This is a genomic window from Streptomyces sp. bgisy130 (genome assembly GCF_057708345.1).
Genome location: NZ_JBYISA010000008.1, coordinates 111,810 through 123,974 on the forward strand (window position 1 = coordinate 111,810; position 12,165 = coordinate 123,974).

Genomic DNA, 12,165 nt, shown 5'->3' on the forward strand with positions numbered 1-12,165 from the left:
CTGGCATCGAACCCCGTTCAACGGCAGGGCCTCAGCGTACAGCCGCCGTCCCGCCCAGAGGAGTTGAGCAGGACAGCGGCCGCTCCAACGGTTGATCGGCCGTCAACTATGCGCCGTTCTCCGCCTCTTCCCGCCACTTGTCGGCGAGCTGCGCCGGCATCGGCTCATGTCGCAGGTGGACGCGGGAGAACCGCCCGGTGCCGTGCGAGAGGGAGCGCAGATCGATGGCGTACCGGTCGATCTCGATCTCGGGCACCTCGGCGCGCACCACGGTGCGTCCCGCCCCTGACTGTTCGGTGCCCACGACCCGGCCGCGGCGCCCCGACAGATCGCTCATCACCTGGCCGACGAAATCGTCCGGAACCATCACGCTCACCTCGGACACCGGTTCGAGCAGTTCGATCCGGACCTCGCCGGCCGCCTCCCGCAGCGCCAGCGCGCCCGCCGTCTGGAACGCGGCGTCCGAGGAGTCGACGGAGTGCGCCTTGCCGTCCAGCAGCGTGACGCGGATGTCGACGAGCGGATGCCCGGCGGCGACCCCGCGTGCGGCCTGGGTGCGTACGCCCTTCTCCACGGACGGGATGAACTGCCGGGGCACCGCGCCGCCCACGACCTTGTCCACGAACTCGATGCCGGAGCCGCCGGGCAGCGGTTCCACCTCGATCTCGCAGATCGCGAACTGGCCGTGGCCGCCGGACTGTTTCACATGGCGCCCGCGGCCCGCGGCGGGAGCGCCGAAGGTCTCCCGCAGCGACACCTTGTGCGCGACCGTGTCCACCTGGACGCCGTAGCGGGCCCGCAGCCGCTCCAGGGCGACATCGACATGCGCCTCGCCCAGACACCACAGCACCACCTGGTGGGTGTCCTGGTTGTGCTCCAGACACATCGTCGGGTCCTCGGCGACCAGCCGGGCCAGGCCCTGGGAGAGCTTGTCCTCGTCGGCCTTGCTGTGTGCCTGGATGGCGACCGGCAGCAGCGGGTCCGGCATCGTCCAGGGCTCCATCAGCAGCGGGTCGTCCTTGCCGGAGAGGGTGTCCCCGGTCTCGGCCCGGGACAGCTTCGCCACACAGGCCAGATCCCCGGCGATCGCCTTGGACAGCGGGCGCTGCTGCTTGCCGAACGGGGTGGACAGCGCGCCGACCCGCTCGTCGACGTCATGGTCCTCGTGCCCCCGGTCCTGTAGGCCGTGGCCCGAGACATGCACCGTCTCGTCCGGGCGCAGGGTGCCCGAGAAGAGGCGGACGAGCGAGATCCGGCCGACGTACGGGTCGGAGGAGGTCTTGACCACCTCGGCCGCGAGCGGCCCGCCGGGGTCGCAGCTCAGCGCCGGGCGCGGGGCGCCGTCCGGGGTGGTCACCGCCGGCGCCTCGCGCTCCACGGGCGTCGGGAAACCACCGGTGATCAGCTCCAGCAACTCCACGGTGCCCAGCCCCTGCTTGGCGCCCTCGGCGGCCGGGGCTGCGGCCAGCACGGGGTGGAAGGCGCCCCGGGCGACCGCCGTCTCCAGGTCCCCGACGAGTGTCTTGATGTCGATCTCCTCGCCGCCGAGGTAACGGTCCATCAGGGACTCGTCCTCGCTCTCGGCGATGATGCCCTCGATCAGGCGGTTGCGGGCCGCTTCGATCAGCGGCAGCTCGTCCGCCGTCGGTGCGCGTTCGGTGCGCTCGCCGGAGGAGTAGTCGAACACCCGCTGCGAGAGCAGGCCGATCAGACCGTGCACGGGGGCGTGGCCGTCGGCGCCCGGCGTCCCGTAGAGCGGGAGGTACAGGGGGAGGACGGAGTCCGGGTCCTCACCGCCGAGAGCGGAGCGGCAGCGCTCGGTCATCTCGTCGAAATCGGCCCGGGACGCCTCCAGATGCGTGATGACCAGCGCGCGCGGCATTCCCACGGCCGCGCACTCGTCCCAGACCATACGGGTCGCGCCGGCCACGCCATCGGCCGCCGAGACAACGAAAAGGGCCGCGTCCGCGGCGCGCAGACCGGCCCTGAGTTCCCCGACGAAATCGGCGTATCCGGGGGTGTCCAAGATATTGATCTTGACTTCTCCCCAGTCCACCGGGACCAGGGAGAGCTGTACCGAACGTTGCTGCCGGTGTTCGATGTCGTCGTAGTCGGAGAGGCAGCCGCCGTCCTCGACCCGGCCCGCCCTGTTGACCGCGCCGGATGCCAGCGCGAGGGCCTCTACCAGTGTGGTTTTTCCCGAGCCGCTGTGGCCGACCAGCACCACATTGCGCAGGGCCGTGGGCTGGTCGGCCGTTGATGCCCTGCCGGCGGCTCCCGGGTGTGTACTCGACTTCTCGCTCATGTGTCTCGCCTCCAGGTCGACACTTTGCGGTGATTCGAGCTTTCCACCGCGGCCATGCCGCGTCCATACGTGGCACACGGGCCCGGTGCTCCCAAGGGGTCCGGGCGCCCCGGCGGGGCCTGCGGGCGCGTCCGGCGGCGCACACCGGCGGCCCCGAGCCGCGGGACGCACCCCGCGCCGCGATGCGTTCGTGGTGCCCCCTGACCTCCTGGCTACGATGGGCCCGCCGGTGGCCGCTAGACCGCACGGCCCGTATCGACTCCCGGGAAGGCCATGCTGAACAAGTACGCGCGTGCGTTCTTCACGCGTGTTCTCACGCCGTTCGCCGCCCTGCTCATCCGGATCGGCGTCAGCCCGGACGCGGTCACTCTGGTCGGCACCGGGGGCGTGGTGGCCGGCGCCCTGATCTTCTACCCACTGGGCGAGTTCTTCTGGGGCACCGTCGTCATCACCCTGTTCGTCTTCTCCGACCTCGTCGACGGCAACATGGCGCGGCAGCTGGGCCGCTCCAGCCGCTGGGGGGCCTTCCTCGACTCCACCCTCGACCGGGTCGCCGACTCGGCGATCTTCGGCGGGCTCGCCCTGTGGTACGCGGGCCGGGGCGACAGCCTGGTGCTCTGCGGGATGGCGATCTTCTGCCTGGCCAGCGGCCAGGTGGTCTCGTACACCAAGGCCCGCGGGGAGGCCATCGGGCTGCCGGTGGACGTCAACGGCCTGGTGGAGCGCGCCGAGCGGCTGGTCATCACGCTGGTCGCCTGCGGCCTGTCGGGCCTGCACGCCTTCGGGGTGCCCGGCGTCGAGATCCTGCTGCCGATCGCCCTGTGGATCGTCGGCATCGGCAGCGCCGTCACCCTGGGCCAGCGCGTGGTGACGGTACGACGGGAGTCGGCCGAAGCCGACGCCATGGCACAAGGGGGGAACAGCGCATGAGCCCGCGCAGGAACGGCTGGCCGTTGATCGATACGGAGAAGCTGGCGGAGGCGCTCTACGCGCTGGGCTGGAGCACCGTCAAGAAGCTGCCCGAGGGCGTCGCCGTACGGCTCGGCCGCCGGATCGCCGACACCGCCTGGAAGCGCCGCGGCAAGGGCGTCCGCCGCCTGGAGTCGAACCTCGCCCGGGTCGTCCCGGACGCCACACCGCAGCGGCTCGCCGAGCTCTCCCGGGCCGGGATGCGCTCGTACATGCGCTACTGGATGGAGTCCTTCCGGCTGCCGGCCTGGAGCAAGGACCGGATAAGGGCGGGTTTCACCCCCGAGGACGTGCACTACCTGGAGGACGGGCTCAAGAGCGGCCGGGGCGTCATCCTGGCACTGCCCCACATGGGCAACTACGACCTCGCGGGCGCCTGGGTCACCACCAAGCTCGGGGTCCCCTTCACCACCGTCGCCCAGCGCCTCAAGCCGGAAACCCTCTACGACCGCTTCGTCGCCTACCGCGAGGGCCTGGGCATGGAGGTGCTGCCGCACACCGGCGGTACCGCCTTCGGCACGCTCGCCCGGCGGCTGCGGGCCGGCGGGCTGGTCTGCCTGGTCGCGGACCGTGATCTCTCCGCCTCTGGGATAGAGGTCAAGTTCTTCGGCGAGGCCACGAAGATGCCGGCCGGCCCCGCCGTGCTCGCCGCCCAGACCGGCGCCATGCTGCTGCCCGTCACCCTCTGGTACGACGACACCCCCGTCATGCGCGGCCGGGTCCACCCGGAGATCGAGGTCCCCGAGAACGGCACCCGCGCCGAGAAGGCCGCCCAGATGACCCAGGCGCTCGCCGACGCCTTCGCCTCCGGCATCGCCGACCACCCCGAGGACTGGCACATGCTCCAGCGGCTCTGGCTCGCTGACCTGGAACCGCGCGAGCAGCCCGGCGCCCCGGGCGGCACCGAGCCCTCCGGAACCTCCGGAACGGAGTCCGTGTGAAGATCGGCATCGTCTGCCCGTACGCCTGGGACGTCCCCGGCGGCGTGCAGTTCCACATCCGGGACCTGGCCGACCACCTGATCCGTCTCGGCCACGAGGTCTCCGTCCTCGCCCCCGCGGACGACGAGACCCCCCTGCCGCCGTACGTCGTCTCCGCCGGCCGCGCCGTCCCCGTCCCGTACAACGGCTCGGTCGCCCGCCTCAACTTCGGCTTCCTCTCCGCCGCCCGGGTCCGCCGCTGGCTCCAGCACGGCGCCTTCGACGTCATCCACATCCACGAGCCGGCCTCGCCCTCGCTCGGCCTGCTCTCCTGCTGGGCGGCCCAGGGCCCGATCGTGGCGACCTTCCACACCTCCAACCCGCGCTCGCGGGCGATGATCGCCGCGTATCCGATCCTCCAGCCCGCGCTGGAGAAGATCAGCGCACGGATCGCGGTGAGCGAATACGCCCGCCGCACCCTCGTCGAACACCTCGGCGGCGATGCGGTGGTCATCCCCAACGGCGTGGACGTCGACTTCTTCGCCACCGCCGAGCCCAAGGCCGAGTGGCAGGGCCGCACGATCGGCTTCATCGGCCGGATCGACGAGCCGCGCAAGGGCCTGCCGGTCCTGATGAAGGCGCTGCCCACGATCCTCGCCGCGGTACCGGACGCCCGGCTGCTGGTCGCCGGCCGCGGCGACGAGGCGGAGGCCGTCGCGGAGCTGCCCGCCGACCTGCGCTCCCGGGTCGAATTCCTCGGCATGGTCAGCGACGAGGACAAGGCCCGTCTGCTGCGCAGCGTCGACCTCTACGTCGCGCCCAACACGGGCGGCGAATCCTTCGGCATCATCCTCGTGGAGGCCATGTCGGCCGGGGCACCCGTCCTTGCCAGCGACCTGGACGCCTTCGCCCAGGTCCTGGACCAGGGCGAGGCCGGCGAACTCTTCACCAACGAGCAAGCCGATGCGCTTGCCGCTGCGGCTGTGCGACTTCTCGGTGACCCCGCGCGCCTCGCCGAGCTGCGGGAGCGCGGCGCTCGGCACGTACGCCGCTTCGATTGGGCGACTGTTGGCGCCGATATCCTCGCCGTCTACGAGACGGTTACGACCGGTGCGATGTCCGTAGCCACGGACGAGCGAATCGGTCCCCGGGGGCGGCGGCGCGTGGCGAAGGATTGAGCCCCACGTTTTTGTCTTCCCGCCGTGGGCTGCGCCCTTGTCTGCTTCCCACGTTCTTGTCTTTCCCGCCGTGGTGGTTGTTCGCCGTTGCGCCTGCGGCGGGCGGGTCCGCTGCGCGGGGCTGTGGGTGCGGTGACGGACCTCCGGGGCCTGGTGTGTGGACTGCTTCGCTTTACGTCCACACACCAGGCCCCTCCGGCCCGTCCCCTCCCGTTGGGGGAGTTGGTGAAGGTGGGTGGGGGCGTGCCGCCGTAAGCCATAACCGGGCCCTACGAGCCGCACCGGACCACTTAGGGCAGCCCCCACCAACCGATTCCCCTCCCGTCACCGCACCCGACAGCCCCGCGCAGCGGACCCCGCCCGCCGCAGGCGTAACGGCGGGGGCACCGCGCAGCGGGCAACGAACGGAGAGCAACAACCACGGCGGCGAGGCCAAAAACGTGGGATAACGTAACCGACCGTGACCACGCTCATCTGGATCGCCGTCGCGATCGTCCTCATCGGTATCTACCTCAGCTGGACGGCCGGGCGCCTCGACCGCCTGCACGCCCGTATTGACGCGGCCAGGGCGGCGCTCGACGCTCAGCTGTTGCGGCGGGCTTCCGTCGCGCAGGAGGTGGGGACGTCGGGGGTCCTTGATCCGGCCGCTTCGATCGTTCTCTACCAGGCCGCGCACGAGGCGCGGCAGGCCGAGGAGGACCATCGTGAGGTCGCGGAGAGTGAGTTGAGCCAGGCGCTGCGGGCGATCTTCGCGGAGGAGGCGCAGTTGGAGGCCGTACGGGAGGCGCCGGGGGGCGAGCAGTCGGTCGCCGAGCTCACCGCCGCGGTGCGCCGGGTCCCGATGGCGCGGCGGTTTCACAACGACGCCGTACGGGCCGCCCGCGCCGTTCGCCGCCACCGGGTGGTGCGGTATTTTCGGCTGGCCGGTCATGCGCCGTTCCCGCTGGCCTTCGAGATGGATGATGAGCCGCCGGCCGTTCTGGACGATCGCTCGGCCGGGAACTGAGCCCGGCAGCGGGCCAGGAGCGGGGAGCGGGCGGCTGCGACTCCCAGCGGTGACGAGCCACTGACCTCTAATTGGCCCTTTTCCCGGTCCGCTCACAAACGGTTGTGTGAGCGCAGCAGTACAGCCACCCGCACTGAGTGAGGTCAAACCGTGTCCAGCACGCCCACCACGCCCCAGAACCCCGAGACCGGAACCGCGCGCGTCAAGCGCGGGATGGCCGAGCAGCTCAAGGGCGGCGTGATCATGGACGTCGTCACGCCGGAAGAGGCGAAGATCGCCGAGGACGCGGGCGCCGTCGCCGTCATGGCCCTGGAGCGGGTCCCCGCCGATATCCGCAAGGACGGCGGCGTGGCCCGGATGTCGGACCCCGACATGATCGACGGCATCATCAGCGCCGTCTCCATCCCGGTCATGGCCAAGTCCCGGATCGGCCACTTCGTCGAGGCGCAGGTCCTCCAGTCGCTCGGCGTCGACTACATCGACGAGTCCGAGGTCCTCACCCCGGCCGACGAGGTCAACCACTCCGACAAGTGGGCCTTCACCACCCCCTTCGTGTGTGGTGCCACCAACCTGGGCGAGGCGCTGCGCCGGATCGCCGAGGGCGCCGCGATGATCCGTTCCAAGGGCGAGGCCGGCACCGGCAACGTCGTCGAGGCGGTCCGTCACCTGCGTCAGATCAAGGGCGAGATCGCCAAGCTGCGCGGCTGTGACAACAACGAGCTGTTCGCCGCCGCCAAGGAGCTGCGCGCCCCGTACGAGCTGGTCAAGGAGGTCGCCGAGCTCGGCAAGCTGCCGGTCGTGCTGTTCTCCGCCGGTGGTGTCGCCACCCCGGCCGACGCCGCGCTGATGCGTCAGCTCGGTGCCGAGGGCGTCTTCGTCGGCTCCGGCATCTTCAAGTCCGGTGACCCTGCCAAGCGCGCCGCCGCGATCGTGAAGGCCACCACCTTCTACGACGACCCGAAGGTGATCGCGGACGTCTCCCGCAACCTGGGCGAGGCCATGGTCGGCATCAACTGCGACACCCTCCCCGAGGCCGAGCGCTACGCCAACCGCGGCTGGTAGGACACCGGATGAGCACCCCCACCATCGGTGTGCTGGCTCTCCAGGGCGACGTCCGCGAGCACCTCGCCGTGCTCGCCGAGGCGGACGCCCTGGCCCGGCCGGTACGCCGTCCCGAGGAACTGGACGAGATTGACGGCCTGGTCATCCCGGGCGGCGAGTCCACCACGATGTCCAAGCTGGCTGTCGTCTTCGGCATGCTGGAGCCGCTGCGCGCCTTCGTCCGCGCGGGCAAGCCGGTCTACGGCACCTGCGCCGGCATGATCATGGTCGCCGACAAGCTGTTGGACGCCAGGGACGACCAGGAGACGTTCGGCGGCGTCGACATGATCGTGCGCCGTAACGCCTTCGGGCGGCAGAACGAGTCGTTCGAGGCGGCCATCGACGTCGCCGGGATTCCCGGCGGACCGGTCGAGGGCGTCTTCATCCGGGCGCCCTGGGTCGAATCGGTCGGTGGCGCGGTCGAGGTCCTGGCGACGTACGACGGGCACACCGTGGCCGTGCGGCAGGGTAACGTCCTCGCCACGTCTTTCCACCCGGAACTCACCGGCGACCACCGGGTCCACGCCCTGTTCGTGGACATGGTGCGGCGGGCCCGGGACTGATCCCAGGGGCGGGCCACGGCGCTTGAACAGGTCGTGGCCGGGTGACGGCCGGGAGTGACACCGTGTGACCTGGCCCCGGTAGGATCTGAGGCGTTCGTTTCAGACGTTGGTTACGCGAAGGAGACAGGCGGATGTCCGGCCACTCTAAATGGGCTACGACGAAGCACAAGAAGGCCGTGATCGATGCCAAGCGCGGCAAGCTCTTCGCGAAGCTGATCAAGAACATCGAGGTCGCGGCCCGTACCGGCGGCGCCGACCCGGACGGTAACCCCACGCTCTTCGACGCCATTCAGAAGGCCAAGAAGAGCTCGGTCCCCAACAAGAACATCGACTCCGCGGTCAAGCGCGGTGCGGGTCTTGAGGCCGGCGGCGCCGACTACGAGACCATCATGTACGAGGGTTACGGCCCCAACGGTGTCGCGGTACTCATCGAGTGCCTCACCGACAACCGCAACCGTGCCGCCTCGGACGTCCGCGTCGCCATGACCCGCAACGGCGGTTCGATGGCCGACCCGGGTTCGGTGTCGTACCTGTTCAACCGCAAGGGCGTGGTGATCGTCCCCAAGGGCGAACTGTCCGAGGACGACGTCCTGGGCGCGGTCCTGGACGCGGGCGCCGAAGAGGTCAACGACCTCGGCGAGTCCTTCGAGGTGCTCAGCGAGGCCACCGACCTGGTCGCGGTCCGCACGGCCCTCCAGGAGTCCGGCATCGACTACGACTCGGCCGACGCCAACTTCGTCCCGACCATGCAGGTCGAGCTGGAGGAAGAGGGCGCGCGCAAGATCTTCAAGCTGATCGACGCGCTGGAGGACAGCGACGACGTGCAGAACGTCTTCGCCAACTTCGACGTCTCGGACGATGTCATGGCCAAGGTCGACGCCTGACCGGCGCGGCACACTCGGTCGTCTGACGGGCCGGCGGGGACACACCCCGTCGGCCCGTCGGTTTGTCAGTGGCAGCCACTACTGTGCTGATCAGGGGGCATGCGCTTCCGAGGCAGGCACAGTTGACCGATACGGCGAGGGGCGGGGACCGATGAAGGTGCTGGGGGTGGACCCGGGGCTGACACGCTGCGGGGTCGGGGTGGTCGACGGAGTCGCGGGGCGTCCGCTGACGATGGTCGGCGTCGGCGTCGTCCGCACCCCCGCGGACGCCGAGATCGCCCAGCGCCTGGTCGAGATCGAGCGCGGGATAGACGCCTGGCTCGACGAGTACCGCCCCGAATTCGTCGCCGTGGAGCGGGTGTTCAGCCAGCACAACGTCCGTACGGTCATGGGCACCGCCCAGGCCAGCGCGGTCGCCATGCTGTGCGCGGCCCGCCGCGGTCTGCCGGTCGCGCTGCACACACCCAGCGAGGTCAAGGCCGCCGTCACGGGCTCGGGCCGGGCCGACAAGGCCCAGGTCGGCGCGATGGTGACCCGCCTGCTGCGGCTCGACGCACCACCGAAGCCGGCCGACGCCGCCGACGCCCTCGCCCTCGCCATCTGTCACATCTGGCGCGCCCCCGCGGTCAACCGCCTCCAGCAGGCGCATGCCGCGGCCCGCCGCGCCGCCCCCGTCCGCGCTCCCGGCGTCCGCCGGGCGACACCCCAGAAGGGCACCCGATGATCGCCTTCGTCTCCGGCCCGGTCGCGGCCCTGGCACCGGACTCCGCCGTCGTCGAGGTCGGCGGTATCGGCATGGCCGTCCAGTGCACCCCGGACACCCTCTCCGGCCTGCGCGTCGGACAGCAGGCCAAGCTCGCCACCTCCCTCGTCGTCCGCGAGGACTCGCTCACCCTCTACGGCTTCGCCGACGACGACGAGCGGCAGACCTTCGAGCTGCTCCAGACCGCCAGCGGCGTCGGACCCCGGCTCGCCCAGGCGATGCTCGCGGTGCACTCCCCGGACGCCCTGCGGCTGGCCGTCGCCACCGGTGACGAGAAGGCGCTCACCGCCGTACCCGGCATCGGCAAGAAGGGCGCGCAGAAGCTGCTCCTGGAGTTCAAGGACCGGCTGGGGGAGCCGTTGGGCACCGGCCGCGCGGGCGTCGGCAGCGCCGTCACACCCGGCTGGCGCGACCAGCTGCACGCCGCCCTGATCGGCCTCGGCTATGCCACCCGCGAGGCGGACGAAGCGGTCGCCGCGGTCGCCCCGCAGGCCGAGGCGGCCGTCGCCGGCGGCGGAGCGCCCCAGGTGCCGCAGCTGCTCAAGGCCGCCCTCCAGACCCTGAACCGCGCACGGTGACCGCCGCCCTCCGGGCCCTGCGCCCCCGACCGTTCGACCACGCAGGCGGCCCGGCCGCCCCGACCCCGCGAGGCACACCGCAGTGAACTGGGACGACACCGCACCGCCCACCACCGAGGACCCCGCCACGGGCGCGCCCGACCGGCTGGTCGGGGCCGACGCGGACGGTGAGGACACCGCCGTCGAGGCCGCGCTGCGGCCCAAGGACCTCGAGGAATTCGTCGGCCAGGAGCGGGTGCGCGAACAGCTCGACCTGGTGCTGCGCGCCGCCCGCGCCCGCGGCGCCACCGCCGACCACGTCCTGCTGTCCGGGGCGCCGGGCCTCGGCAAGACCACCCTCTCGATGATCATCGCCGCCGAGATGGGCGCCCCGATCCGCATCACCTCCGGCCCCGCCATCCAGCACGCCGGTGATCTCGCCGCGATCCTCTCCTCCCTCCAGGAGGGCGAGGTCCTCTTCCTCGACGAGATCCACCGGATGTCCCGGCCCGCCGAGGAAATGCTCTACATGGCGATGGAGGACTTCCGCGTCGACGTGATCGTCGGCAAGGGCCCGGGCGCCACCGCCATCCCGCTCGAACTCCCCCCGTTCACCCTGGTCGGCGCCACGACCAGGGCCGGTCTGCTGCCGCCCCCGCTGCGCGACCGCTTCGGCTTCACCGCCCATATGGAGTTCTACGCCCCCGCCGAGCTGCAGCGGGTCATCCACCGCTCCGCCGGGCTGCTGGACGTCGACATAGAACCCGAGGGCGCCGCCGAGATCGCCGGCCGCTCCCGCGGTACGCCCCGTATCGCCAACCGGCTGCTGCGCCGGGTCCGCGACTACGCCCAGGTGAAGGCCGACGGCGTGATCACCCGCGAGATCGCCTCCCAGGCCCTCGGGGTCTACGAGGTCGACGCCCGCGGCCTGGACCGCCTCGACCGCGCGGTGCTCACGGCCCTGCTGAAGCTGTTCGGCGGCGGCCCGGTGGGCCTGTCCACCCTCGCGGTCGCGGTGGGGGAGGAGCGGGAGACCGTCGAGGAGGTCGCCGAGCCGTTCCTCGTACGGGAAGGGCTGCTGGCCAGGACCCCCAGGGGCCGGATCGCGACCCCGGCGGCCTGGGACCACCTGGGGCTCGTCCCGCCGCAGCAGCAGGCGGGCGCCGGCGGACAGCAGGGCTTGTTCGGGGCGTGACGGCGCGGGGACTCGCCCGGTCAGGAACTGCGGTGGGATGCTGTGCGTTGTTCCACTGGTGGGGACTCGCCTAGACTCCGCCGATGCCGTTCGTATGGGCGGCATTCCCACCCCCGTATATGAGATCGCGCATCAGCGGTCGTGCGAAGGAATTTCCGTCCCGTGAATATCGTGACTCTCCTCCCCTTCATCGTCCTCATCGGGGCCATGTTCCTGATGACTCGGTCTGCCAAGAAGAAGCAGCAGGCGGCCGCGCAGATGCGCAATGAAATGCAGGCCGGCACCGGCATCCGGACCATCGGTGGCATGTACGCCACCGTCAAGGAAGTCCACGAGGACACCGTCCTCCTGGAGGTCGCGCCCGGCGTGCACGCCATCTACGCCAAGAACGCCATCGGCGCCGTGCTCGCGGACGAGGAGTACAACCGCATCCTGGACGGTGCCGACCCGCTTCACCACGACGAGCCGGTCGTCCCGGACGACGCCTCCTCGCTGACCGGCGACGCCGCCGCGGCCGAGAAGCCCGGCAAGATCGACATGGGCAAGACCGCCGCCCCGGCCGACGCCGAGCCCGCCGCGGACGAGCCCGCTGCCGACGAGGCCAAGGACACCGAGCCCGCCGACGAGGTCAAGGACACCGTCAAGGCGGACACCGACGCCGCGAAGGACGACAAGAAGTCCGGCGACGACGCGAAGTAGTCCACCCCCACGGAACCGCGGAGCA

At 71.1% G+C, this 12,165-nt stretch carries 12 protein-coding genes; 11 read left to right on the top strand and 1 reads right to left on the bottom strand.

Annotated features, from left to right (window positions below):
- Positions 1–106: 106 nt before the first annotated feature.
- Positions 107–2,305 (bottom strand): elongation factor G-like protein EF-G2, encoded by a 2,199-nt coding sequence (locus AC3EUV_RS13670; protein ID WP_432144962.1) that lies wholly within the window; start codon positions 2,303–2,305, stop codon positions 107–109.
- A 273-nt stretch (positions 2,306–2,578) separates the two neighbouring features.
- Here AC3EUV_RS13670 and pgsA point away from each other — a divergent pair, with 273 nt between their 5' ends.
- The 11 genes from pgsA (at position 2,579) to yajC (ending at position 12,140) form a co-directional block, all read left to right on the top strand.
- Positions 2,579–3,235 (top strand): phosphatidylinositol phosphate synthase, encoded by a 657-nt coding sequence (gene pgsA / locus AC3EUV_RS13675; RefSeq protein ID WP_168478224.1) that lies wholly within the window; start codon positions 2,579–2,581, stop codon positions 3,233–3,235.
- Positions 3,232–4,215 (top strand): phosphatidylinositol mannoside acyltransferase, encoded by a 984-nt coding sequence (locus tag AC3EUV_RS13680; RefSeq protein WP_435602998.1) that lies wholly within the window; start codon positions 3,232–3,234, stop codon positions 4,213–4,215. The genes pgsA and AC3EUV_RS13680 overlap by 4 nt, the downstream gene beginning before the upstream one ends.
- A complete protein-coding gene (locus AC3EUV_RS13685) occupies positions 4,212–5,372 on the top strand; it encodes a glycosyltransferase family 4 protein (RefSeq protein WP_432144964.1) in 1,161 nt (386 codons plus the stop codon). The genes AC3EUV_RS13680 and AC3EUV_RS13685 overlap by 4 nt, the downstream gene beginning before the upstream one ends.
- Positions 5,373–5,832: 460 nt before the next feature.
- Positions 5,833–6,378, top strand: a complete 546-nt coding sequence (locus tag AC3EUV_RS13690) for a LemA family protein (RefSeq protein ID WP_432141814.1) — start codon at positions 5,833–5,835, stop codon at positions 6,376–6,378.
- A 150-nt stretch (positions 6,379–6,528) separates the two neighbouring features.
- The gene (pdxS, locus tag AC3EUV_RS13695) at positions 6,529–7,440 is read left to right on the top strand and encodes a pyridoxal 5'-phosphate synthase lyase subunit PdxS (protein WP_042156921.1); all 912 of its coding nucleotides are present in this window, start codon (positions 6,529–6,531) and stop codon (positions 7,438–7,440) included.
- Between the two features lie 8 nt (positions 7,441–7,448).
- Positions 7,449–8,042, top strand: a complete 594-nt coding sequence (pdxT, locus tag AC3EUV_RS13700) for a pyridoxal 5'-phosphate synthase glutaminase subunit PdxT (RefSeq protein WP_042156918.1) — start codon at positions 7,449–7,451, stop codon at positions 8,040–8,042.
- A 131-nt stretch (positions 8,043–8,173) separates the two neighbouring features.
- Positions 8,174–8,926 carry a YebC/PmpR family DNA-binding transcriptional regulator gene (locus AC3EUV_RS13705; RefSeq protein WP_042156915.1) on the top strand — a complete coding sequence of 251 codons (753 nt, stop codon included), beginning with the start codon at positions 8,174–8,176 and terminating at the stop codon, positions 8,924–8,926.
- 151 nt (positions 8,927–9,077) lie between these two features.
- On the top strand, positions 9,078–9,650 hold the full coding sequence (gene ruvC / locus AC3EUV_RS13710) for a crossover junction endodeoxyribonuclease RuvC (RefSeq protein ID WP_085924555.1): 573 nt from the start codon (positions 9,078–9,080) through the stop codon (positions 9,648–9,650).
- Positions 9,647–10,267 (top strand): Holliday junction branch migration protein RuvA, encoded by a 621-nt coding sequence (gene ruvA, locus AC3EUV_RS13715; protein WP_435602999.1) that lies wholly within the window; start codon positions 9,647–9,649, stop codon positions 10,265–10,267. Before ruvC ends, ruvA begins: the two co-directional genes overlap by 4 nt.
- A gap of 82 nt (positions 10,268–10,349) precedes the next feature.
- Positions 10,350–11,441 carry a Holliday junction branch migration DNA helicase RuvB gene (ruvB, locus tag AC3EUV_RS13720; protein ID WP_432141816.1) on the top strand — a complete coding sequence of 364 codons (1,092 nt, stop codon included), beginning with the start codon at positions 10,350–10,352 and terminating at the stop codon, positions 11,439–11,441.
- Between the two features lie 162 nt (positions 11,442–11,603).
- A complete protein-coding gene (gene yajC, locus AC3EUV_RS13725) occupies positions 11,604–12,140 on the top strand; it encodes a preprotein translocase subunit YajC (RefSeq protein WP_432141817.1) in 537 nt (178 codons plus the stop codon).
- The last annotated feature ends 25 nt before the right edge of the window (positions 12,141–12,165 follow it).